The 24,528-nt window shown below is 61.6% G+C and carries 20 protein-coding genes; 8 read left to right on the plus strand and 12 right to left on the minus strand.

Translation table 11 applies throughout. The annotated features are described in order from the left end of the window. Window positions 1–3 precede the first annotated feature (3 nt). From CX511_RS10090 to CX511_RS10105, 4 genes are all read left to right on the plus strand, one after another. Window positions 4–1,368, plus strand: a complete 1,365-nt coding sequence (locus tag CX511_RS10090) for an MFS transporter (RefSeq protein ID WP_045184146.1) — start codon at window positions 4–6, stop codon at window positions 1,366–1,368. Window positions 1,369–1,546: 178 nt separating this feature from the next. Beyond that, entirely contained in the window at window positions 1,547–3,229 is a 1,683-nt protein-coding gene (gene nirA, locus CX511_RS10095) for a nitrite reductase NirA (protein ID WP_045184144.1), read from the plus strand. Continuing rightward, window positions 3,217–3,699, plus strand: coding sequence for a DUF934 domain-containing protein (locus tag CX511_RS10100; RefSeq protein ID WP_101292884.1), 483 nt, complete (start codon window positions 3,217–3,219; stop codon window positions 3,697–3,699). Before nirA ends, CX511_RS10100 begins: the two co-directional genes overlap by 13 nt. Window positions 3,700–3,774: 75 nt before the next feature. Beyond that, window positions 3,775–5,739: an amidohydrolase gene (locus tag CX511_RS10105; protein WP_101292885.1), complete on the plus strand. Its 1,965-nt coding sequence runs from the start codon at window positions 3,775–3,777 to the stop codon at window positions 5,737–5,739. Between the two features lie 14 nt (window positions 5,740–5,753). On the opposite strand, the gene CX511_RS10110 is transcribed toward CX511_RS10105, so the two are convergent. Beyond that, window positions 5,754–7,370 (minus strand): inorganic phosphate transporter, encoded by a 1,617-nt coding sequence (locus CX511_RS10110; protein WP_101292886.1) that lies wholly within the window; start codon window positions 7,368–7,370, stop codon window positions 5,754–5,756. 113 nt (window positions 7,371–7,483) lie between these two features. Between CX511_RS10110 and CX511_RS10115 the strand changes: the two genes are divergently transcribed. Both CX511_RS10115 and CX511_RS10120 read left to right on the plus strand, forming a co-directional pair. Next, on the plus strand, window positions 7,484–7,867 hold the full coding sequence (locus CX511_RS10115) for a DUF488 domain-containing protein (RefSeq protein WP_045184131.1): 384 nt from the start codon (window positions 7,484–7,486) through the stop codon (window positions 7,865–7,867). A gap of 140 nt (window positions 7,868–8,007) precedes the next feature. Further along, window positions 8,008–8,439 carry a GNAT family N-acetyltransferase gene (locus CX511_RS10120; RefSeq protein WP_101292887.1) on the plus strand — a complete coding sequence of 144 codons (432 nt, stop codon included), beginning with the start codon at window positions 8,008–8,010 and terminating at the stop codon, window positions 8,437–8,439. Here CX511_RS10120 and CX511_RS10125 read toward each other — a convergent pair. The 11 genes from CX511_RS10125 to CX511_RS10175 all read right to left on the minus strand — a co-directional run bounded on the left by CX511_RS10125 (window position 8,429) and on the right by CX511_RS10175 (window position 22,759). After that, window positions 8,429–9,928 carry a right-handed parallel beta-helix repeat-containing protein gene (locus CX511_RS10125; protein ID WP_101292888.1) on the minus strand — a complete coding sequence of 500 codons (1,500 nt, stop codon included), beginning with the start codon at window positions 9,926–9,928 and terminating at the stop codon, window positions 8,429–8,431. The genes CX511_RS10120 and CX511_RS10125 overlap by 11 nt on opposite strands. A gap of 17 nt (window positions 9,929–9,945) precedes the next feature. After that, on the minus strand, window positions 9,946–11,061 hold the full coding sequence (locus CX511_RS10130) for a polysaccharide lyase (protein ID WP_045184123.1): 1,116 nt from the start codon (window positions 11,059–11,061) through the stop codon (window positions 9,946–9,948). Continuing rightward, on the minus strand, window positions 11,052–12,449 hold the full coding sequence (locus tag CX511_RS10135; protein WP_101292889.1) for an alginate O-acetyltransferase AlgX-related protein: 1,398 nt from the start codon (window positions 12,447–12,449) through the stop codon (window positions 11,052–11,054). Before CX511_RS10135 ends, CX511_RS10130 begins: the two co-directional genes overlap by 10 nt. Window positions 12,450–12,457: 8 nt before the next feature. Beyond that, complete coding sequence (locus CX511_RS10140; RefSeq protein ID WP_045184118.1) at window positions 12,458–13,102, minus strand: alginate O-acetyltransferase AlgF; 645 nt, start codon at window positions 13,100–13,102, stop codon at window positions 12,458–12,460. Between the two features lie 19 nt (window positions 13,103–13,121). Further along, entirely contained in the window at window positions 13,122–14,216 is a 1,095-nt protein-coding gene (locus tag CX511_RS10145) for an alginate O-acetyltransferase (RefSeq protein ID WP_101292890.1), read from the minus strand. 9 nt (window positions 14,217–14,225) lie between these two features. Further along, on the minus strand, window positions 14,226–15,653 hold the full coding sequence (locus tag CX511_RS10150) for an MBOAT family O-acyltransferase (RefSeq protein WP_045184112.1): 1,428 nt from the start codon (window positions 15,651–15,653) through the stop codon (window positions 14,226–14,228). 14 nt (window positions 15,654–15,667) lie between these two features. Next, entirely contained in the window at window positions 15,668–17,125 is a 1,458-nt protein-coding gene (locus CX511_RS10155) for an alginate export family protein (RefSeq protein ID WP_045184109.1), read from the minus strand. After that, complete coding sequence (locus tag CX511_RS10160; protein WP_101292891.1) at window positions 17,122–18,573, minus strand: tetratricopeptide repeat protein; 1,452 nt, start codon at window positions 18,571–18,573, stop codon at window positions 17,122–17,124. Before CX511_RS10160 ends, CX511_RS10155 begins: the two co-directional genes overlap by 4 nt. A gap of 20 nt (window positions 18,574–18,593) precedes the next feature. Further along, on the minus strand, window positions 18,594–19,757 hold the full coding sequence (locus tag CX511_RS10165) for a PilZ domain-containing protein (protein WP_101292892.1): 1,164 nt from the start codon (window positions 19,755–19,757) through the stop codon (window positions 18,594–18,596). A 15-nt stretch (window positions 19,758–19,772) separates the two neighbouring features. Then, window positions 19,773–21,296: a glycosyltransferase gene (locus CX511_RS10170; RefSeq protein WP_082071334.1), complete on the minus strand. Its 1,524-nt coding sequence runs from the start codon at window positions 21,294–21,296 to the stop codon at window positions 19,773–19,775. Between the two features lie 155 nt (window positions 21,297–21,451). Further along, a complete protein-coding gene (locus tag CX511_RS10175) occupies window positions 21,452–22,759 on the minus strand; it encodes a nucleotide sugar dehydrogenase (RefSeq protein ID WP_045184101.1) in 1,308 nt (435 codons plus the stop codon). 642 nt (window positions 22,760–23,401) lie between these two features. Here CX511_RS10175 and CX511_RS10180 point away from each other — a divergent pair. Both CX511_RS10180 and gacA read left to right on the plus strand, forming a co-directional pair. Further along, a complete protein-coding gene (locus CX511_RS10180) occupies window positions 23,402–23,809 on the plus strand; it encodes a helix-turn-helix domain-containing protein (RefSeq protein WP_082071333.1) in 408 nt (135 codons plus the stop codon). Window positions 23,810–23,887: 78 nt separating this feature from the next. Next, window positions 23,888–24,526: a response regulator transcription factor GacA gene (gene gacA / locus CX511_RS10185; protein WP_010221877.1), complete on the plus strand. Its 639-nt coding sequence runs from the start codon at window positions 23,888–23,890 to the stop codon at window positions 24,524–24,526. Window positions 24,527–24,528: the final 2 nt, after the last annotated feature.

The following is a 24,528-nucleotide window of genomic DNA, read 5'->3' on the forward strand; positions in this document are numbered from 1 at the left end:
TCTATGGCAACGCATCAGCACAACCCGGCCCGGCAACGGCGGCGCGCCTTTATTGGCGCCACTTCAGGGCATCTGATCGAATGGTATGACTATGGCGTCTATGGCTTTCTGGCGGTGTACATCGGCCAAGCGTTCTTCGTCTCCGACGACCCGACCACCAGTTTGCTCAGCAGCTTTGCCGCCTTCGCCCTGAGCTTTTTCATCCGGCCCTTGGGCGGGTTGTTCTTTGGGCCGTTGGCCGACAAGATCGGCCGGCGCAAAACCTTGATCACCGTGCTGGTGATGATGGCGGGCTCTACCTGCCTGTTGGGTTTGCTGCCCACCTATGCCTCCATCGGCATTGCCGCGCCGATCTTGTTGGTGCTGATTCGTTGTGTGCAGGGTTTCTCTGCCGGCGGTGAGATCGGCACCATCACCAGCTTTATTTCCGAATACGCCGGGCCTGGACGGCGGGGTTTTTCCACCTGCTGGCTGATGGTTACCGCCGTACTGGGGCTGGTGCTCGGCGGCGTGGTCGCCAATGGCATGACCTGGATGCTCGGCGCCGACCTGATGCAGGCCTGGGGCTGGCGCATTCCCTTCCTGGTGGCCGGGCCCATGGGGCTGATCTCGATGTACATCCGTCTCAAGCTCGAAGACAGCCCGGAGTTTCTCGCCCTGCAGAAAGCCGGCGAAACCTCCAAGGCGCCGCTGCGGGAAGTCTGGCAGTGGAAGCGGGCGATCACCCTGGTGTTCTTCATCATCACCCTGCACAGCTCGATCTTCTACCTGGTGCTGACCTTCGCTTCCACCTACATGTCGCGGATCCTCAAGTTCGACAGTGGCACCACCTTGCTCTACGTGTTCATTGCCAGCCTGTCAGCGGCGTTCGTCATGCCGTTTGGCGGCATGTTCACCGACAAGTACGGGCGTAAACCGTTCTTGATGGTGGTAGGTGTGTTGGCGACGCTGGCGATGTTCTGGTTCTTCAAGGCTGCGCCCACGGCCACGCCGGCGTCATTCTTCTGGCCGTTGATGGCGGTGGCGATTTTTTTCGGGCTGTATGCCTCGTCTACCTACGCAACCATGAGTGAACTGTTGCCTACGCGAATTCGCTCCACGGGGATTGCGGTGGCTTACAACATTCCTGTGGCGGTGTTTGGCGGCAGCGCGCCGTTGATTTCGACCTGGTTGATTCAGCAGACCGGGGATATTTCTTCGCCGTGGTACTTCTACATCGGCACCGGGATTGTGTCGCTGATCGCTTTGGTGGTGTTGCGTAAGGAGGATTTTGTCGCGTGTCATGGCATGGCTGAAGGCGTGCATGCACCTGCATCGCCCTCGGGCGCTGCGGCCACTCCAACGATGTCGTCGATGCGTAGCACCTGACTCAGCGGCCGTCATCCAGGCAATCAAGGTGTCTGGATGACGGCAGTTGTACAGGGGGTTGCAGCGTTGTATCGCGTCGGCCCATCGCCATCTGATCCGTATAAATCCCCCAAACCTGAATCTGTAACCCAGTACACCCCAGCGCCATAGTAACGGCCTCCGTGATGAGGTCCGAACCATGTATCAGTATGACGAGTATGACCGTGCGCTGGTGTTCGAGCGCGTGGCGCAGTTTCGCGATCAGGTGCAGCGTTTCATGGGCGGCGAGCTGAGTGAAGAAGAGTTCCTGCCCCTGCGTCTGCAAAACGGTCTGTACCTGCAAAAGCACGCCTATATGCTGCGCGTGGCGATTCCCTATGGCACCCTCGGCGCCCGCCAGATGCGCACCCTGGCGCAGATCGCCCGCGACTACGATCGCGGCTATGGCCATTTCACTACCCGCCAGAACATTCAATTCAACTGGATCGAGCTGGCCCAGGTGCCCGACATTCTCCAACGCCTGGCCGAGGTCGAGATGCACGCCATCCAGACCTCCGGCAACTGTGTGCGCAACATCACCACCGAAGCCTTCGCCGGGGTCGCCGCCGATGAGCTGCTCGACCCACGGCCGCTGGCCGAAATCCTGCGTCAGTGGTCGACCATTAACCCGGAATTCCTGTTTCTGCCACGCAAGTTCAAGATCGCCATCTGCTCGGCCGTGGATGACCGTGCGGCGATTATGATGCATGACATCGGCCTGTACCTGTACCGCGACCAGCAGGGGCAGATGTGCCTGCGGGTCATGGTGGGCGGTGGGTTGGGACGCACGCCGATTCTCGGCCTGCAGATCCGCGAAGGCCTGCCCTGGCAGCACCTGCTGTCGTATGTTGAGGCGATCCTGCGTGTCTACAATCGCCACGGTCGACGCGACAACAAGTACAAGGCGCGGATCAAGATCCTGGTCAAAGCCTTGGGTATCGAGGCCTTCGCGCAGGAAGTGGAGCAGGAGTGGCAACACATCAAGGACGGCCCGGCGCAGCTCACCGAAGATGAGTTCCAGCGCGTGGCAGCTGCCTTTGAACCGCCACCTTACGCCAGCGTGGTCGACAGTGAGCTGAAATACGAAACCCACCTGGCCCAGGATCACGCCTTCGCGCGCTGGGTGTCATGCTGCGTCAAAGCGCACAAGGTCCCTGGCTATGCCAGCGTGGTGCTGTCGACCAAGCCTGGCGCCGCGTCGCCACCGGGCGACCTGACCGCCGCGCAGATGGAGGCGGTAGCGGATTGGTCCGAGCAGTTTGGCTTCGGCGAAATCCGTATTGCCCATGAACAGAACCTGATCCTTCCAGACGTGCGCAAGCAGGACCTGCACGCGTTGTGGCGCCTGGCCTGCGAGCGCGACCTGGGTACCGCCAACATTGGTTTGCTGACTGACATCATCGCCTGCCCCGGCGGCGATTTCTGCGCCCTGGCCAACGCCAAGTCGATCCCCATTGCCCAGTCGATCCAGCGCTGTTTCGAGGACCTGGACTACCTGCATGACCTCGGCGAACTGAGCCTGAACATCTCCGGTTGCATCAATGCCTGTGGCCATCATCACATCGGCAACATCGGCATCCTTGGCGTCGATAAGAACGGTAGTGAGTGGTACCAGGTGACCCTGGGGGGCGCGCAGGGCAAGCACAGTACCTTGGGTAAAGTCATCGGCCCGTCCTTCAGCGCCGCCGAAATTCCGAGTGTCATCGAGCAGATCATCGCCACCTACTGCGCCTATCGCGAGCTGGACGAGCCCTTTGTCGACACCGTGCGCCGCGTTGGCCTGGAGCCGTTCAAGGAGCGGGTGTATGCCAAGCGCCCCGAGGAGCTGATATGCGTAATGTGATCGCCTTGCGCAACGGTCAGGCGCAACGGCTGAGCGAAGATCCCTGGCAACTGCTGCGCGACCCGGAAACAGCCTTGCCTGAGGGCTTGCGGATTGTGCCGCTCAACACCTGGCTGGCGCAGCCCAATGGTCGTGATGGTCTGTGGCTGGGGCCGGATGACGAGGTTGAAGCGTTGCAGCCGTGGCTGCCTCATGTACCGCTGATCGCCATTGATTTCCCCAGTTTTCGCGATGGCCGCGGCTACAGCCAGGCCTACCTGTTACGGACCCGGCTCGGCTGGCAGGGTGAGTTGCGCGCCATTGGTGATGTGCTGCGCGATCAACTCAGCCATATGCGCCAATGCGGTTTCGACAGCTTTGCGGTGCGCGAAGACAAATGCACCGAGGACGCACTGAAGGGGCTGGCGGGGATGAGTGTGTTGTATGGGCGTTCGGTGATCGAGCCGCGCCCGCTGTTTCGTCGCCGCTAGCGGGTGTGCTGGCAAGACTGGTCTATCGTTTAGCTTTTTGCCGCTGCCGCTTTATTCCGCACCAAGGGAGCCGCCATGAACGAAGACCAGGAAAGCCGTCGCCGCTTTATCGCCGCCAGTTCCGTATTGGGTGCCGCCGGGGCGATGTACTCGGCCGCCCCCTTGGCAGCCGGAGCCATCCTTAAGGGCACTCAGGGTATTGTCCCCGCTGAGTTGATTTTGCATAACGGCCGCCTGCACACGGTAGACCGCGAGCAGCCGCAGGCCACCGCTGTGGCGATCCGCGAGGGGCGTTTTGTGCTGGTCGGCGACGATGCGCAGGTCATGGTGATGCGTGGCCCCGACACGCAAGTCATCGACCTGCAACGACGCACGGTGATCCCCGGGCTCAATGACTCGCACCTGCACCTGATCCGCGGCGGCCTGAACTACAACCTGGAGTTGCGCTGGGAGGGTGTGCCGTCGCTCGCTGACGCCTTGCGCATGCTCAAGGAACAGGCGCTGCGCACGCCTGCACCGCAGTGGGTGCGGGTGGTCGGTGGTTGGAACGAATTCCAGTTTGCCGAACGCCGCCTGCCCACCCTCGACGAACTCAACCAGGCGGCACCCGACACCCCGGTGTTCGTTCTCCACTTGTATGACCGAGCCTTGCTCAATCGGGCAGCGTTGCGGGTGGTCGGCTATGACCGCAATACACCTAACCCGCCGGGTGGCGAGATCCAGCGCGATGCCAATGGCAACCCCACCGGCATGCTGATCGCCCGGCCCAACGCGATGATTCTCTATTCGACGTTGGCCAAGGGCCCGAAACTGCCCTTGGAGTATCAAGTCAACTCCACCCGCCAGTTCATGCGCGAGCTCAACCGCCTGGGCCTGACCAGCGCCATCGACGCCGGGGGCGGCTACCAGAACTATCCCGATGACTATGCGGTGATCGAGCAACTGGCCAAGGCCAAGCAACTGACGGTGCGTATTGCCTACAACTTGTTTACCCAGAAACCCAAGGAAGAGCTGGCCGACTTTCGCAACTGGACGTCCACGGTCAAGTACGGCCAGGGCGACGATTTCCTGCGGCACAACGGCGCCGGGGAGATGCTGGTGTTTTCGGCTGCCGATTTCGAAGGCTTTCTCGAGCCACGGCCGGACCTAGCAGGCGGCATGGAAGGTGATCTGGAACCGGTGGTGCGCCATCTGGTGGAGCAGCGCTGGCCGTTTCGCCTGCATGCCACCTACGATGAGTCGATTTCGCGGATGCTCGATGTGTTCGAGAAGGTCAACCGTGACATTCCCTTCAACGGATTGCCCTGGTTCTTTGATCACGCCGAGACCATCAGCCCGAAGAACATCGAACGGGTACGGGCGTTGGGCGGCGGTATTGCCATTCAGGACCGCATGGCGTTTCAGGGTGAGTACTTTGTCGAGCGCTACGGCGCCAAGGCCGCCCAGCACACACCGCCGATCAAGCGCATGCTCGGTGAAGGCATTCCGGTAGGTGCCGGTACCGACGCAACGCGGGTCTCCAGTTACAACCCCTGGACCTCCCTGTACTGGCTGGTCAGCGGCCGTACGGTCGGTGGCTTGGCGTTGTATCCGCAAGGGCTGGATCGTGACACCGCGTTGTCACTGTTTACCCATGGCAGCGCCTGGTTCTCCAGCGAGCAGGGGAAGAAAGGCCAGATCAAGGTGGGGCAGTTGGCCGACCTTACTGCATTGAGCGCGGACTATTTCAGCGTCGACGTTGAGGCGATCAAGGCCCTGGAGTCGGTGCTGACGGTGGTCGATGGCAAAATCGTCTATGCTGCAAGCGAGTTTTCCCGTTTCGATCCGCCGCTGTTGCCAGTGTTGCCCGACTGGTCACCGGTGGCCAAAGTACCTGGGCATTGGCGTCAGGGCGCGCCACTTGCGGCGCAGGTCCACCAATGCGTGGGGGCCTGCGCGGTGCATGCCCATGAGCATCAGCAGGCGCGTCAGTCGGCGGTGCCGGTCAGTGATTTTCAAGGCTTCTGGGGCGCCTTGGGCTGTTCCTGCTTCGCCTTCTAGGGGGCGCTGCGCCGTTAGAAAACGTGGCGCAACACCCAGTACAACCCACCTGACAGCATGATCGCCGCGGGCAAGGTCAGCACCCAGGCCATCAGCAGGTTGAAAATGGTCTTCATCTGCAAGCCAGAGCCATTGGCTACCATGGTCCCGGCTACCCCCGAGGAGAGCACGTGGGTAGTCGAGACCGGCAGGCCATACATATCCGCGACCCCGATGGTGCACATTGCCACCAGCTCAGCTGAGGCACCCTGGGCGTAGGTCAGGTGGGTCTTGCCGATCTTTTCACCGACGGTGACGACGATGCGCCGCCAACCCACCATGGTGCCCAGGCCAAGGGCGATGGCCACGGAGATCTTGACCCACAGCGGAATGTAGCGGGTAGCGTCGTCTAGCTGGTGCTTGAACAGTTGCACATGGGCGCGGGCATCGGCATTGAATTCGACCAATTGGTGCTTGTCGATCAAGCGAATGGTTTCGCTGGTCAGGTACATGTCGTTGCGCACGTTGGCCATGGCCTCGGCGGGCACCCGGTTCAACGAGCCATAGCCTGCGACTTCAGCACCGATGGCGCCGGTCAGGGCGGCCAGGGCCGGCACCAGTTCTGGCGTGGCCTGGGGCTGGCGGATAAATTCGGTCAGGGTTGTTCTAGGGTCTTTGCTCAACAATTGCGGGGCGCCGCGTTGCAAGGCGTGCTGGGTCGCTTCGGCCACGGCGGCAAACTGCAGCGATTGCTCGGCGGGCATGGTCCGGTTCAGGGCATAGGCCATGGGCAAGGTGCCCACCAGGATCAACATGATCAGGCCCATGCCTTTCTGGCCATCATTGGAGCCGTGGGCGAAGGACACCCCAGTGCAGGTCAGGATCAGCACACCGCGAATCCACCACGGCGGTGGCGTATTGCCGACCGGCGCTTGGTACAGTTCTCGGCGTTTGACCAGATGGCGCAGAGCCAGCAGCAACAGCGCAGCGCAGGCGAATCCCACCAGCGGTGACAACAGCAGCGAATAGCCCACTTTACTGGCCTGGGCCCAGTCGACGCCGCTGGTGCCATCGCGGCCATGCATCAAGGCGTTGGCCACACCGACGCCGATGATCGAGCCGATCAGGGTGTGTGAAGAGGAGGCCGGCAGGCCCAGCCACCAGGTACCCAGGTTCCAGATGATCGCCGACAGCAGCAGGGCGAAAACCATGGCAAACCCGGCTGAAGAGCCGACCTTGAGCATTAGCTCCACGGGTAGCAGGGCAATAATGCCGAAGGCGACCGCGCCGCTGGACAGCAGTACGCCGAGAAAATTGAAAAATCCGGACCAGACCACGGCCACCGAGGCCGGCAGCGAATGGGTATAGATCACCGTCGCGACGGCGTTGGCGGTATCGTGAAAGCCGTTGACGAACTCGAAGCCCAAGGCAATCACCAGCGCCAACCCGAGCAACAGAAAGGGGGTCCAGGTGGTGACGACCGTGCCGCTGGCATCGATGTCGTGCACCAGGCTCCAGGCCGTAAACAACAGCCCGGCCAAGAGCAGGCCGAAGAACAGGATCAGGGTACTGCGACCGGGCTTGTTGTGCAGGCGCGGCCGTGGATCAGATGCGGCCGGCGATGAATCGCTGGCCAGCGTCGGGGTAGTCATGATGACTCCGGGTTACGTTACCTCAGACGGTTAGGATAAAAAAAACACGCGAATTTCGACCTGATCCTAGTCAATGAAAGAACTAGGCTAGTAGAAAAGCCGGAGATGTGCGGATGATTCGCTGCAAGCGTGTCTATGATCCCCTTGAGGCCGAGGATGGTCAGCGCGTGCTGGTTGACCGCCTGTGGCCGCGTAACACGCGCAAGGACCAGCTGCAGGCGTTGTGGTTGCCAGAAGTGGCACCGTCGACCGCCTTGCGTCAGGCCTTTCATAAAGGCGAGGTGGACTTTGCCGGTTTTGCTCAGCGCTACCGACAGGAACTGACCGCGCAGCCTGGGCATTGGTGGAAGTTGCTGGAGTTGGCTGGCAAGGGTGACCTGACCTTGCTCTATGCCGGCAAAGACACCGTGCACAACAATGCCCTGGTGCTGGCCCAGTGGCTGGAAGATGAACTGGAGCGCCAAGGGCCGATGAGTTCGCCGGTGTGCTACCTGTAGCCGCTGCCGTCAGGCTGCGATCGACTGCGCAGCAGTCGCCATCCAGCCACCGTGCTGGCCCTGAATGACGGCCGTTTCACGCCCGATCGCAGCCTGGCGGCAGCGGCTACGCATCCATTGAGGCCACAATGTAGAAACCTATGCCCATACAGCTTACCCCCGCCACCGACCAACACTGCGCCTTCGCCCGCGACCTGACCCGCCGGGCGATGATGCGTTATTACCATGAGTTCGACCTGCTGTGGATCGAAGAAGCCTTCGACCAGGCCTGGCACTGGCGCGAACAATGGCTGGTGGTCGAAGACGACAAGGTTCTGGGCTTTTGCAGCCTCAGTCAGGACCGTCAGGCTCTGTACATCCGCGAGCTGCATTTGCTTGAGAGCGAACGGGGGCGGGGGGTAGGTAGTAAGGTGCTGGAACTGCTCGCCGCTTGGGCTGACGAACGGCGTCTGCCGTTGCTGCGCCTGACGGTGTTCAAAAGCAACCCGGCGCAGGCCTTGTACCGACGCCGGGGATTCGAAGCAATGGGTGAGGATGAGTGCTTCGTGCGTATGCAGCGGGTTATTGGCTAGCGCTTTGCAGGCACAGCAGGGAACCCGGCGCAACCGCCTGTGCCACCTGCTGCACGCGTACCACGCAGCCTTGGCGCTGGGTCGCGTCAAGCAACGGCCCCTGCACGCTGAGCAAATCGCCAATCAGCAGGTTTTGCAGCAGCGGCTTGCCTTCGAAGCGATTGGGCCCCAGCACCACCTGCTGTAAACCTTCGATCCGCACCACCGCTTTGCCAGCCTTGCCCAGGGTGTTGCCACTGAGCGTCAAGGGGCCTGCCAGCGGCGCGGCATTGCGCAGGCTGATGGCATATTCCGGGGTATTGCCGATGCGGTTGTTGACCAGCGTCGCGCCACTGACTTCGCTGGCATCCACGGCGCTGCCCTGGCTGTTGCCGATCAGGTTGTCCTCGATCAGCAGCGGTGCCTGAGCCGTCGGCGCCAGGTTGCGCAGTTGCAGGCCGTTGCCACGGCTGTCGCCAATCAGGTTGGCGCTGAGCAGCAGGGCGCCACGCTGGTCACTGATTTCGATGGCAGCCTTGTGCGCGCCGAGGATCAGGTTACGTTCGACCCGCGCCACGGTTTGCCCGCGCAGGCGGATGCCGCTGTTGTTGTCGATGCCGCGCAGTTGGTTGTTGACCAGGTTGACCTGGCTGTCGCGCACATCAAGGGCGTACTGCTGGGACTGCTCGAAGCGGCTGTCGTTGATCTGCGCCTGGCTGTGCTGCAGCTCCACCGCGCTGGACAGCGCGTTGAACTGGCTGTTGCGCACGATCAACGTGGCCTTGGCCGTACTCGCCGCCTGTTGGCTGCTCAGTGCGGTGGTCAGGCCGCGCGAGAGGTTGGCGTTGTAGCCCAGGCGTTCGAATGTCGAGCCAATTACCTGCGTATGGCTACCCGCCCAGGCCACCACGAAGGGGCGCCAGGCACGGTCAGTGCTGCTCGGCTTGTCGCCAGCGACGCTTTCCAGGCGGGACTGGTTCAGGCCCAGCCAGCCCTGGTTGATCAGCGCGGTGCCGGAGAAGGTGTACAGGTACAGGCTGGTGCCTTCGAGCACCAGGCCGCCATCGCTGCCGATCATCAGCGGATAGCTGAGCAGGTAGCCGTCCTTGTAGGGCTTGAGGATCCGTGGGTTGTTCAGGGCCGTGTGCAATTGCGCCAGGGTGATGCTGCCGCCACGAATTTCTACCACCTGCGGGTGGTGGGCCTGGTAGCCAGCAATGGCGCGGAACAGACCATTGTTGACGAACGGCTCGAATGGCCAGCTGCCGGTCTGCGCCGAGAACATCGGTTGCAGGCTGACACGGGCGTGCCCGGCCGGACGCGGGCGTTCCTTGACCTGCAGTTGCACCGCCTCAAGGGCGTGTTGGTGCAGCTGCTGCAGCTGCGCCTGGTGCTCGCTGGTGCTAATCACGCTCAGCGACTGTTGCAGCGGCAGGCTTTGGCTGGCGGCCTGGAGGGTGCCTACGTACAGCAGGGCAGCAAGGCAAAGGGGAAGAGGGCGCAGGGCCATGGCGATTCGTCCTTGGGTTACGGCAATGTGGGGTACAGCGGCTTGAGCGGGCCGCCAATCTGGCTGTAGTTGTCGACGTCGCCGTCTTCACTGTCATACAACTGGCGCGCCAGGCGGTTGTCGGGCGCACGCTGCAGGAAGGGGATCAGCCAAGCCAGCTTGTACGGGGCAACCGAGGTCTGCGACTTGCCTTTGAGCTCGGGCAACTCGTCGGGGTCGAGGATGCTGCGTGCGGCAAAGTTGGCCAGCAGGTCCAGGGTTTGCTGGTCGTCGGCGCTCCAGGGCAGGCCATTGACCCGCGCCGACTCGGCCAGCAACACCAGCGGTACCAGGGCGTACTGGCTGTAAGTGGCGGCCAGCTTGCCGCGGGCAACTTCCAGCGGCAGGTAGGCGTAGCTGCCATCGCTGGCCTTGACCGCTTGTTGCAAGCCGCGGCGCAGGTTGCCGTCGGCCCACTGGATGAAGTCGTCGCGCTGAATCAGCATACCGGTCGCGGCCACGGCCCAGGCCGCCCAGTAATCATGGTTGTTGAACCAGGCAAATCCGGCGTTACGGCGCGGCTGGTATTCGGCAATGATGCGTTCGCCCAGTTGGCTGAACCACTGGCGCTGTTGCGGCGTCAGTTGCAGCTTGCCGTCGCTGGCGGCCTGGGTCATCAGCACGGTTGAGGCCATCGCCGCCACCGCCCACTTGCGCGCTGCCATGCCGGTGCTGCTGGCGTCCGGGTTGAGCAGGGCTTGAGCCTGCGCCCAATGCTGCAGCCACTGGTCCTGGCAGGCCAGGGCCATGTTCGCTTCCTGCGGCGTTTTTGCCCGCTGAAAGCGCTTGCTGGCATAGATCAAGCCGCCAATGAACTGCTTGACCTGCTTGCCGATCTTTTCGCTGTCGGCATCGGGGCTGCTGCGCAGGGTCGATTTGCTCGCATCGCGCTGGTCGTACTTGCTCTGCATCTGCAGGCTGCCGGTATACGGCGGCGGTGGCGCTTTACTGCATTGCAGGGTGCGGTAGTCGGCGATCATCGCCGACTGCGCGGTGGCCCGTGGCGGCCAGATCGAACTGGCCGCCAGGCTCTGACTCAACTGCAGGCTGGCGCACAGGCCCAGGGCCAGGGCGCTCCAGGTCTTTACAGGCATAGTCGGGTTTCCACCTGGGTCGCCGCGCTGCCGGGCTTGGTCGGCTCCATGAACACCGAGAGCAGGTTAGCCCCGGCGAATTCCTTGGCGCGGCTCAGTTCCAGGTAGTACTGCCCCCCGGTGACCACCGCCTCGCGGCGGAACCAGACCTTGTCGCGGGCACCGTTGTCGTAATAGACGATCACGTAGAAATCCTTGACGTTCTTGTCGCTGATACGGATATCGAGGAAGCCACCATTGACCGCCTTGCGTGCTTCACCGGCGTTACTGAGCAGTTCAATACGCTCGTTGACCTTCAACGCCGGCCGCTGCAAGCGATTGGCCATGACTTCGGTGGACACCGGGCAACCTCCCTTGATCGCCGGAATCAACTGGCGGTACATCAGCTCGGACTCCAGCTGATAGTTGGCCGGCAGCTCCCAGATAATCAGCTTGGGTGGTGCCTTGGCTTTGTAGTTCTCCGACAGCAGGTACTCTAGCAACGAGCCATCCTGGCCAACGCCGGGCAGCGCATAGTTGAGGATGTCGACGTCCAGGTACTGCTTGAGGTAGCCGTCGAAGTTGAACTGCTTGCTCTCGTCTTCACGGGCGGCGGCGTTACTGTCGCCGACCAGAATCACCTGCGGGTCCGGCGCGTCATCGAACAAGGCTTCGGCACCCTGGTCCTCGGGGATGGTCTGGAAGCCGCGCACGTACTGGAACCCGTAGTTGTTGCCACAGATGTAGCTCAGCGCCAGGTTCAGGGTACCGTCCTTGGGCACCATCACCCCCGGTTCGGTGCGGTACTGCTTTTTATCCAGCGCGGCATAGAAGGGCTGTTTGCGAACTTCCTCGGCCACCAGGCGGGCGGTGGCTTCAGCACCGACCGGGGTCCAGTGGTGATCGCGGCGAAAGAAGAACTCGCCCTTGGGCGGCGTCTGCACTAGCTGCATCATCGGCGCGACAATCGCACCACCATTGCGCAACTGTTGCAGGTAGCTGCTCAGGTTACCGCTGGCCCGACTGTAGTCGAAGCCGTGCAGCTTGTCGGCGTACAGCTTGTCACGGTGCATCAGGCCACGGGTGGGCTGGATGGCCATGGCCACCTGAATGCCCTGACGATGGAAGGTGTCCATCAACCGGGCAAACTCCGGGCGCATGGGCGCTGGGATGCCGAAGTCGTTGGTCAGGTCGACCGCCGAGCGAAACAGCCAGCGGTCCTTGCCCGGGACGATCTCGCGCATCAGTTTCATCCGCCCCTCGGCGTAGTGCTCGGGGTTGCTCAAGCCAGGGCAGATCAGGCATTCCAGGCCCTTGCAGGTGGCCTGGTCAGGGGTCTGGGCGGCCGCGCCTTGCACGCTGAACAGCGCACCTGCGGCGGCGAGGCCAAGGGCGAATAGGCTCTTCATGGTGCCACTCACTCGCTCGGGTCGATGCTGTTGGCCAGGCTCATGCTGCGATAGCCGGCGCCCTGCGGCAGCAACACGTAGCTGTAGGAGCGGCCTTTCTTGAGGAACAGTTCGTCGAATTGGGCGACTTTCTGCTGGTCGTCATAGGCGGCAAAGCCAATCTTGATTTCATTGACCATGCGGCTGCCGGTCTGGTCCTGGCCGAGGGTGTCGACCACCACACTTTTACCATCGACGGTTTTCAGCGCGACCTTGGCCGGGGTCAGGTTATAGAACGCAATCTGGGCTTTTTTCGGCTCGTTGACGTACTTGTCGGCAATCAAGGTCAGCCTGCTGCCGTCATACACCACGGTGCTGGCGGCATTGGCCTTGAGTTGAGGTTCGATCGCCTTGTTACCGACGGCGATCTTGTGGCTGCCGGCCGGGGTGAAGCGGTAGCCGCTGAGTTGCCCGGCGGCGACCCGCTGCGGGTTGACCTTGCCGCTCAAGGTCACGTCGATGTTGCTGTCGGACAGGTTGAGCACCCGCACGAACGCCGAATCGGCCGGGGCCACGGCGTCGTACAGGTCAGCATTGCCTTCGGCGGCGATGCCCGGGTTGCTGATCAGCAGCAGGGCGCTGGCGGTGAGCAGGCACTTGAGCGAACGGTTCATGGTGATCTCCTTGAAAGTCTCAGAAATGTTGGGTCTGGCCAGGTCGGCTCAGCGAACCAAGGCGGTGGGCGAGCAGGGTGCGCAGGGGGAATTCCCAGACCACGGTGTCGATCTGCGGGTTGTTCAGGTCGTCGCTGGCCAGGAACTGGCTCATGGCCTCGAACGGGCCGCGGGCCTCCACGGCGACGCTGAGCAGGTCGCGGTTGAGGGCCTCTTTGAGAAAGCCGGTGAAGTTCCAGTCGTCGATCTTGCTGTAGCTGGTGCCGACCAGCACCAGGCTCTGTTGCTCATCGGCGAACAGCGCGTCAGCGCTCTGTTCGGCCTTGAGGGTTTCGTACACGGCGATCTGGCTCGGGCCAAACTGCGGCGCCAGTTGCGCGTGGTTGAACTGGATGTAGTTCATCAGGTCGCCCTTGACGCTTTTCTCCGCGACCTTGGTCGACACATAGCGCTCATCACCGACCAGGTCCGGGCGCTGGCGGGCCAGCTCATTGGCGCTCAGGCGCGCGCCTTCGGGGCTCCAGTGGGTATCGGACTTGAGAAACAGCTCGGGGCCGGCAAGGTTGCTCAAGAACGCCGAGCGCAGTGGCGTGACCTCGATCTGCTTGGCCTGCAAGCCGGCAACGAAGCGGTCGTAGAGGCTGATCGCCCGTGGATCGACCGCGCGTTCAGCGTGGGCAGCATAAACATCCACCTTCATCGGCAGCGGCAGCAGGATCAGGCGCTTGTTGTGCGCCTTGAGCTTCTGTTCGACCTCGGCAATCTGCGCCAACTGGCCCTCAAGGTTGGCTTGCAGGTTGTTCGGTACGCGGTATTCCTGGTTGGTGAACAGCCAGCCGTCCTTGCCCAGCACCACACCTTTGGTGCCTTCATCGAACAACCGGTACTGGGCGTTGGCCCACAGCTCAACCGACGGCTCACGCAGGAAGAAACGCTTGTCGTAGACCTGCTCGAACTTGCGCAGCAATTTGCCGTCGACGAACAGGTTCCAGGCGTCGCTCTGGCTTTTGGCGAAGCTGAACACCGGCGGCAGCGAGTAGACGAACATCCCCGCCAATACCCCCGCGAAGAGAATGCCGTTGACCTTGCTCGCCGAATTCATGACCGGGTACATGGCCGTCTCCTAGAACTGAAAGTACAGAAAGGGTGAAAAGGAGTTCGCTGCCAGGCTGCTCAGGGCCAGGGCGAAACCGGCCCACAGCAGCACGGCCTTGAGGCCACCGACATGACGCATGAAGTACTGTTCTTTGTTGCCGGCGTAGTAGCGCACGTTGTTGCTGCCGGCGAGCACCAGCCAGCACAGGGCGACGGCGGCAAACGACATGGCCATCTTCGAGGCGCCGAGCACATACAGGTCCAGCGAGCCCAAACCGTTGAGGCCGAACAGCGCCTGGTAGATATCCAGGCTATGGCGCAGGTCGTTGGTGAAGAACAGCGGCATGCTCAGGATGATCAGGAAGAAAGTGCGCAGGTTGCGGCCCAGGTGGTAGGGCGTGGTGACCTTGGTCGCCAGGTTGAACTTGCGTTCGATAACCATCCCCACACCAAAGAACAAGCCCCAGAAAATGAAGGCGAAGCTTGCACCGTGCCACAGGCCCGACAGCAGCATGGTGTAGACCAGTGCCGGCAGCGCCCCGGCCACCCGCTTGCGCACCAGCGGCATGTACACGTAGTCACGCAGAAAATGCGCCAGGGTCATGTGCCAACGTGCCCAGAACTCGGTGATGCTCTGCGAGACATAAGGCTGGTTGAAGTTCTCCGGGAAACGGAAGCCCATCATCAACGCCAGGCCCAGGGCCATGTGGCTGTAACCGGCGAAGTCGAAGTACAACTGCAGGGTCGACACCACCAGGCCGAACCAGGCATCGCTGAGTTGCAGGGTGCCTTCGCTGATGAACAGCGCGTTGATCGGCGCCAGTTGGTCGGCGATCAGTACTTTCATGATGAAACCGAGCATGAAGCGACACACCCCCAGGGAGAACAGCTCCAGGGAGTGGGTGCGCTGGCGCAGCTGCGGGGCCAGCTGGCTGTAGCGCAGGATCGGCCCGGCGACCAGGTGCGGGAACAGCGCGACGAAGGCGGCAAAGTCGATGAAGTTGTTCGTCGGCGTCGCGTCCTTGCGGTAGATGTCGACGATGTAGCTCAGGGCATGGAACACATAGAAGGAGATGCCCAGCGGCAGGAAGATGGTCTCCAGGCTCCAGGTGTTGATACCCAGTGGCGCCAGCAGAGCGGCCAGCACTTCGGCGCCGAAGTTGGCGTATTTGAAGTAGCCCAGGGTCGATAGGTTGCCGACAATGCCAATCCACAGCAGGCGCAGCGCCCAGCGCTTGTCACCGGCGTCCAGGCGCGCCTTGATGCGCAGGCCGAACCAATAGTTCCAGTAGGTGATGGCGACAAACAGCAGCAAAAAGTCGGGTCGCCACCAGGCATAGAAAATGTAGCTGGCGGCGACGATTACGGTCGAGCGCCACTGTGGCCGCGCCAGAAAGTAAACGGCGAGGAACAGCGGCAAGTACAAAAACAAAAAGACGTTGGAGGCGAAGATCATCGAAGGGTCCGTCCTTAGTAGCTGATCACGACGCCAACACTCAGCTGGTAGTCATCGCCACTGTCCAGGGCGTTGCCAGCATTGAGGTAGCTGGCGCTGACCAGGGCGTTGACGTCCAGGTGTTTGCCGTCGATGGCCACCGGAAACATCTTCCAGTAGTAGTTGAGGTCGTACATCTGTCCGACGTCCTTGCCACTGCCATTGTTGCCTTGGGCAATGGCGCGGTTGCGTTCGCTGCGCTGATCGCCGTCGATGCGCACCGGCAAGGTGCCGTCGGCATCGCGCAGTTTCAGGTCAGTGACGCGCAGGTCGAGGGCACTGCGTGGGGTCGGGTTGGTTTCCAGGCTGATGCCGTAGTAGCTCAGGTTGCGCAGATCGAGGCTGACGAACGAGCTGGTCAGGCGCGTGCTGTAGCTGCCCTGACGGGTGATGCGGTCAGACTGGATAGCGTTGAGACGGAAACCATCGTTTTCGTTGCTCGGCTTGTCGGTCAAGCCGCCGCGCAAGGCAACGCGTGGCGTCCAGGGCAGGTCGTGGAAGCGCTTGCCGATTTCACCCAGCGCCGCCCAGCCACTGGCGTTGTGGCCGGTGCTGGTGACACCGTTGTTTTCGGTGTTGTCGACCTTGCCATCGAGCCCGGCCAGTTCTACATGGTAGTCACTGAACAGCGGCGTCACGTCCAGGTCATCGGCCTTGAAGAACAGCCCGTAGCGCATGCCCTTGAAGTCGTAGCGGTCTTCGGCGTCGTGACCGCTGTGGTCGTTTTCGTGCATCAGGCGCACGCCGGCCCAGTTGCGTTCGCTCCAGCGGTAGGCGTATTCACCCATCAGGTAGGTGGTGCGCTCTTCGCTGTCGGCCAGGCTGTTGACGTCGCTGTTGTAGTTGTAGAACTTTTGCCCCACGGCCAGAAAACCCCGGGAGAAGGTGTCGTTGTAGTTGAAGCGCAGCGACTCCAGGCTGTCGTCCCACCAGATGCCGTAGTCATCGAAATAGCGTTGGCGGCCGACCGACAGCGAGAAGCGAGGGTCATCGCCGAGCAGGTTGCGTTTGACGTACAGCTCGCGCAGTTCGGCGTACCAGCCTTCAGGCTGTTCGCGGTCGAAACTGTTGCTGTTCTCGTTCTGGGTGCTGATCGACTGGCTGGAGTCATAGTTCAGCCACAGACGGCCATAGACCATCCATTTGGCCCAGCGCTTTTCTGGCGAGTACCAGGCAAACGATGGCTCGTAGCGCAGGCTGTAGAACATCTCGCGGCTGCGGCCGACTTCGGAGTTTTCCGGGCCGTAACCGGTTTGCACGGTGAGCTTGTTGAAGAACTCCGACGTGATGATCGGCGCACTGCCGTCGTTGGGCATCACCCGTACCGGTTCAGTGCTGTCGGCCTCGGGGCCGGTGATTTCTTCTGCGGCCATGGCCGAGTACAGCGGCGTCAGGGCCAGCAGGGCGCCGAACAGGGAGTGATGCGCTTTCACAGGGTTGTCTCCTTCAACAGATCGGCACGTGCCGCCAGGGCACGCTCGATGTCATCCTTTTTGAGAGTCTTTTGCAGACGCTTGAGCAGGCTGCGTGCGCCGTTTTCACCCAGCTCCACGGCGACCTGGGCGTAGGTGTAGGCCTTGACCGGGTCATGGCAGATGGCGCGGCCGTAGGCGTGCAGGGTGGCCATGCGGTACCAGGCGGCGGTAGAGCCGGCTTGGGCCTGGGCCTGAAAGATCTGCAGGGCCTTGTCCTGGTCCGGTTCGTCTTCGACGCCCTTGCTGTAGTACTCGGCCAGCAGCAGCTGGGCATCGGGGTAATTGCTCGCGATCAGTTCATCGATCAACGCCCGGGCTTTTTGCGGGTCGAGGGTCAGCCAGTTGTTGACCATGTAGAACGACGCCTGCAAGGCCTTGGCGCGGGTCGCTTCGCGGGCCTGGACCTGGTCGATCAGCGCCTGGGTTTCCTCGGCGTTGTGCTCGGTGGGGTTGGAGATCATGAAGTTGGCCTTGGACACCATGGCCGGTACGAAGCCACGCTCGACGGCGTTCTCACGCCAGCGATGGGCCTCGGCGCGGGCCACGTCGAGGGTATCGCTGCGGGCTTTTTCCGCCGCCAGTTGGGCCGCATCCGGCTGCGCCCGAGCCGGGCCCATGGCGCTGGTCTGGCGCTCGTAGCGGTCGGCCTCAAGCTCGGCACGTTGTACGCTGTTGATGCTGTCGAGCAGTGAACCGATGCGGTGCACGATCTCCACCGGCAGGGTCGGCCGCTGGGCTTCGAGGCTGCGGGCAAAGGCTGGAAAGGCACGGTCCTGATCGTCGCCGAGGAAGCGGTAATAGCGGTCGATCGCCCGCACATCCACGCGCACGGCCTGCTGGTACCAGTGTTCGGCTTGCTGGCGGTCACCCTGACGCTCAGCCAGTACGGCGCTGTACAGCTCAGGGCGGCAATTGAGCAGGCACGACTGCTGGTACAGTGCGAGCAACTGTTGGGCCTGATCGGTGGAGACCAGTTGCGGGTACACCAGAAACACTTCGAGGGTGGTGCTGGCGTTGCGCGGGTCGAGGGTCGCCGGGTAGTGCGTCAGCGCCTGCGCTACCCAATCACGCTGGCCCGGTTGCAGGCTGGGGGTACGGTCGAGCAGGCGCGCCAACGAGGCCAACGCCGGAATCTGCCCGCGGCCATCGGCGAACGCCTCCTTATACAGGCGGATCACTTCCTGGCGGCTGGCACCGTCGGTGTTGGCCAGGACATCGCCAAGCAGCAGCTTGGAGGCCAGGTCGCCACGCTCGGAGAGCAGGCGCAGATCACCGCTGACATTGGCACTGGGGTCCTTGTACAGCGTATAGCGGATCTGCTCCAGGCTCTGGCCGGCCGATACGGCACTGGCGCAAGCTACGCACAGGCCTGCCAACAGCAGGCGGGAGGGCATCATCGCGTTCATCGCCAATCCTTCCTTTGCGCTCAGCGCGACGCCGTGAACGGCAAGCCCAGGAACAGGTCGACCGCCACTGGCTTCTGGTAGGCCTGACGCGGCAACGGGGTGTCCGGCGCGATGGTCAGGGCCAGGTTCTTGTTGGCTTCATCGACGCGCGAATCGACCACCTTGCCGCTGAAGTGCTCATCCAGGCCGAACACTTTCAGGTCCACCGAAGTCACCCGGGAAATGTCGGCGAGCTTGTCGAACGGCACGTTGGCGGTAACGAACAGGCCTTGGTCGCGCGGCAGCAAATGCATCAGCGGCGCTTGCTTGTAGCCATAGCCATCGAGCGGCTGGGTGGGGAAGTAAACGTCGCAATCGCACGGGCTGTTGATCACCGTCTCGATGGTGGCGCGCCCGAGCAGGGTTTGCAGGTCGCCTGGCGACAGGTCGGCCACAGCTTTCATGTCGGCTGGGCTGGTGAAGCTGGTGGCCAGTTGCGTGGAGATGTTGGCCAGTGGCTGGCCGGCCTTCACGTCGGTCTGGCCAGGCTGCAGAAGGAACTTCACATAGCCGTTGTCAGGCATGCTGATGACCTGGGCATTGGCCGACACCTGGGCCTGCACCGCAGGAATGCGGAAGAACAGCAGGTAGCTCTTGTAAGCCACGAAGCTCAGGGCGGCGAGGCCGGCGGCGGTGTAGAGCAGAGTGCCGGCCACCGCTTTAAGGCGATCGCCGCTACTGCGCGCACTGGCGTGCTGTTGCTTGCGCTCTTTGATGTAGTTTTCCCGCTGCATCACATTGAACAGGCCGTTGATGTCGGCAATTTCGCCCGACAGGTAGGCACTGATGATGTAGCGCAGGATGTCGCGCTTCTGCGCATCGAGGTCGACGAACTGGGCACCGACTTCTTCGCCACGCTGGGAGACGATGCGTACTTTGCTGTCCAGGCTCAGGTCGACCTGGTTAAGGCGCAGGCGGATCGAGGCGTTGTACAGGCTGCCGATGGTCAGCGGCTTGTCGTGGCGCAGGCCAATGCCGCCCAGCGAGATGTCCTGCAAGGTGGTGTCCAGCGTCGGCTGGCCATCCGCTGCCAGGGTGACCTTGGCGTTGATCCGGGTGCGTACGTACTGGCGCTCGTCGATCGCTTCATGAACGACGTTGGCGGCAGCTTTGGCGGGAACGGTAGGTGTACTTGAGCTACTCATGGCAGGCGCCTTTCCTTAACGTTGCGTGAGTTCGAGAAGAACCGAGATGACCCCGAAGAAGATGGCGATCGATGAAAACAGCATCGCCTTGGAGGACCAGCGGTTCAGGGCAGCATCGAAGTCGACGTTGCCGTTGCTTAATGTGGTTTTCTGTCGGGTCCAGCGCTGTTGATCCATATGAAACAGCGCGTAGATCTTCATCACCGAGCCGACAATCTGGTTGTAATAAAGAACGAAGGGGTACACCGGGCTCACCGGGTGACCGGCGAACAGGAACAGCACGGTGACAATGCTGCGCGACAGCAGCACCCAGAACAGGTACACCAGCAGGTACTGAATGCCGAACACCAGGCCGGCCACCACCGAGGCGGTCAGGCCCATCAGGCAGGTCCACATCGACACGCGCTGATCGAGCAGCACGTAGAGGGTGAACAGGCCAAGGCGCGCACGGCCGAGCAGGGCGGTGGCCCGAAAGTTCTGGCGCAATGAGTTGCCGTACCAGCGGAACATCAGTAGCCGGGTGGCGCGCCAGAAGCTGTTGTCTGGTGGATGCTCGACGGTCAGGGTGTTGCTGTCGGGCACGTAGAACGTGTCCCAGCCGGCACGCATCAGGCTCAGCCACGAGGACTTGTCGTCACCGGTGAGAAACTGGAAACGCCCCAGGCGCCAGTGCTCGAGAAAGTCGGCTTCGACATCGCGGATGAAGTCCGGATCGGTCATGACGCTGGCGCGAAAGAACGACAGGCGTCCGGTCAGGGTCAGCACCCGGTGCGACAGAGCCATGGAGCACATGTTGATGTGCCGCTGGACGAAACGCATCGAGTGCCACTGACGCATCAGGTTGCTGCCTTCGACTTCACAGAACTCGTTGGTGGTCAGGCCGCCGACCTTAGGCAGGTAGGCAAACAGCTTGACCGCGCGCTCGACGCAGCCGGGCAGCATCATGGTGTCGCCGTCGACCACACCGACCACCGAATCTTCCAGGGGCATCTGCCGCGACAGGGCGCGAAAGGCATGGGCCAGGCCATCGCGCTTGCCGGTGCCACGGGCGCGAACGATCACCAGCTTGATGTCGTCGCGGTCCTTGACCTCGTTGCGCATGATTTGCTTGATGAACTGCTCATCGCCTTTCTCGACAATCGAGGCAATCACCGTGCACGGCACCTTCAGCCGTTGCACCTCCTGGAACACCGACTGGTAGACCTTGAAGGTGGTGTGGGTGGGGATGCGAAAGCTGGTCACCACCATGAACATGTGCGCGGGCAGCGCTGCATCACCCATGCGCTCGACGGCCTTGCGGATGCGCGGAAACTTCCAATGCAGGAAGTACATGCCGCGCAGGTAATGGACGATGGCATTGCCATAGCGCCACATCCCCAAGGTGCCGATGATGAAGATGAAGCTGTGGTGGCTGGGGTCCAGATACGTTGGGGCGATCATCTCCGAAGCCAGGGCGATCAGGCCGAACAGGCAAGCCCAAGCGCAAAAGCTGGTGGCGGCCCGTCGTGCGCCCGAAGGCGGTTGTTGCTGTCGTTCCATCTAACCGTTGCTCCGTTGTACAGACACCTGGGCCTGAGCGAAAAGCGCACTTGCCAAGCCCGACCGGGTGCGGCAGGCAGTCAAAGGCAGGTTTGCAAATCGATCAGGCGCAGGCCTGGGATGCTTGCCGTGGGCTCTCTACGGAGCGCTTGGCGTTACCAGCAGATACCCTGTTGGCTGTCGTTGCTGCCATGGGGCATAAAGCCGACCAGGTCGATGACCTGTTTGCCTTCGGCAACATCCAGGGCTTGGGCAAAGCTGTCGTCGTTGTTGCCGAGCACGATCACGTCAGCGCCGTCGATGACCTTGCGCAGGTCATTGCACAGCAGTGAGGAAACGTGGGGGATCTTCGACTCGATGTAGTCGCGGTTGGCACCGAAGACTCGCGCATATTCGACGTTGGCGTCATAGATGCTCAGCTCGTAGCCCTTGCCGATGAGCATTTCCGCCAGTTCCACCAACGGGCTTTCGCGCAGGTCGTCGGTGCCGGACTTGAAGCTCAGGCCGAGCAGGCCGATACGACGCTTGTCCTGACGGGCGATCAGTTCGAAAGCGTTGCGCACCTGATTGCGGTTGCTGTCCATGATCGCCGCCAGTAGCGGGTGCTCAACGTCCAGTTGCCCGGCGCGGTAGGTGAGGGCGCGCACGTCCTTGGGCAGGCACGAGCCGCCGAAGGCAAAACCTGGGCGCAGGTAGTAGCGCGACAGGTTGAGCTTGTAGTCCTGGCAGACCACGTCCATTACTTCGCGGCCATCGACGCCGGAGGCCTTGGCGATGTTGCCGATCTCGTTGGCAAAGCTGACCTTGGTCGCGTGCCAGACGTTGCAGGTGTACTTGATCATCTCCGCGACTTCGATCGATTTGCGGATCACCGGCGCGTCCAGACCCTTGTACAGCGACTCGAGCAGGTCGCCAGAGTGTTGGTCGAGTTCGCCAATGACGGTCATGGCCGGGAAGTCGTAGTCCTGGATGGCAGTGCTTTCGCGCAGGAACTCCGGGTTCACGGCAACGCCGAAGTCAATCCCGGCGCGTTTGCCCGAAGCTTTCTCGAGAATCGGGATGACGACATTTTTCGCGGTGCCTGGCAGTACCGTGCTACGGACGACGACGGTGTGACGGCTGGCTTTGTCACGCAGGGCCGTGCCGATTTCCTGGCAGACCGCTTCCATGTAGACCAGGTCCAGATCGCCGTTTTTCTTGCTGGGCGTGCCAACGCACAGCAGCGACATCTCGGTCGCCAACACGGCGGCCTGAACATCAGTGGTGCCGCGCAGGCGACCATGATTGACGCCATCGAGCAGCAGTTGCTCCAGCCCAGGCTCAACAATCGGCGACTTGCCCTGGTTGATCATGTCGATCTTGTCCTGGGAAATGTCGACCCCCAACACCTGATGGCCACGGGCGGACAAACAGCCCGCACACACAGCACCCACATAACCCAATCCGAAAATACTGATGTTCATAGTTCCCTCTTCCGCGCTCAGCCAAGCTGACTCGGTTACTCGGTTTATCGAAGATAGCGACGGGGCGAGCACGCATAATCCAATCGCGCGCTGAACAGGCGATGGCCGTGTTGTTCGTTGTCTTATTTCTATCCTAAGGGGGATTTTTTTAGTTAGGCAAGCACTCTCTTGTTAGTGATTAAAAACAGTTTGATATTTGTTTGTTAAGTTTTAAAAACTGTTAAAAATCAACGACTTAAAGTTGTCAATAAGTTGTGTGTCAAAAAATCGATCAACCCTCGATTGTCGAGTTTATGGCGTCAATAAACTGTGTTTGTGGTTTGTTTTGACGGGCTTCTGACGGTTTTTTTCTGTGATTTGCCGCCGTGCTTGAACTTTTTTGGGGTGATAAGTTGCTGCCTTTAATCATCAATAACTAAGTTTTCGCTGGCGTTTTTTTTCATTAAAAGTTGCGCGATTAATTCGGCGTTATCGTTCACTCCAATGTCCGATAAGGCCCTGTACAGACAACTACAGACAGGCGGTGCGCCGATTGGCTTGTGCACGGCGCGATTTGTTCGGCATAGTGCTGCTCCAGAGGCCCTATCCCGCAGGTTTAGGGGGTGGCCCGTAAGGGCGATGCAGCAACAACAGGGAATGGCAATGAACGGAATCGGAACCCGGCTACGGGAAGAAAGGGAGCGTCTGGGCCTGACCCAGCGCGTGTTCGGTGATATTGGTGGGGTCGAGCCCAATGCTCAGGGCAAGTACGAAAGTGGCGAGCGAACGCCCAAGGCGGATTACCTGGCGGCCGTCGCCGCCCGAGGGGTCGATGCCTTGTATGTGTTGAGCGGTCGGCGTGCTCCCGTAGCACAAAGCAGCCTGACCCCGGAGGACGAGCGCTTGCTCGGCGCCTTTCGCAGCTTGCCTGCGGCCGATCAGTCTGCGGTCCGGCAATTGCTTGGCAGTCTGGCCGCCGCCCTGTCAGTGGACTGTGCACAGGATTCGAGGCCGGAATCCACCGGATTCCGGCGTGGGCTGGGCAAGGGCAAAATTGCCGCACTGCGATGACGTGTTCCGTTAGCTCTAGCGCTTGGTTTTTTGCTAAGGTGGCGGGATCCAATTGCCGCCGCAGTGCGAGGTGTCTGCTTGATTAGGGTCCTGGTGGTCGATGATCACGATCTGGTACGTACGGGCATCACTCGTATGCTGGCCGATATCGATGGCTTGCAGGTGGTGGGCGAGGCCGACTCTGGCGAGGCATCCTTGAAGGTTGCACGTGAGCTCAAGCCCGATGTGGTCCTGATGGACGTGAAGATGCCTGGGATCGGCGGCCTTGAAGCCACCCGCAAACTGCTGCGCAGTCATCCGGACGTGAAAGTGGTGGCGGTGACCGTTTGTGAAGAAGACCCCTTTCCCACGCGCTTGTTGCAGGCAGGGGCCGCCGGTTACCTGACCAAAGGTGCGGGGCTCGATGAAATGGTCCAGGCCATTCGTCTGGTGTTTGCCGGGCAGCGTTACATCAGCCCGCAGATCGCCCAGCAGTTGGCGCTCAAGTCGTTCCAGCCCCAAGGCTCGCCGTTCGATGCGCTGTCGGAGCGCGAGATCCAGATTGCGCTGATGATCGTGGGTTGCCAGAAGGTGCAGATCATCTCCGACAAGCTGTGCCTATCACCGAAAACGGTCAATACTTACCGTTACCGGATCTTCGAAAAACTTTCGGTCACCAGCGACGTCGAACTGACGCTGCTGGCGGTCCGCCATGGCATGGTTGACGCCAGTCTCTGAGC

Source organism: Pseudomonas sp. S06B 330 (genome assembly GCF_002845275.2).
Lineage (GTDB): Bacteria > Pseudomonadota > Gammaproteobacteria > Pseudomonadales > Pseudomonadaceae > Aquipseudomonas.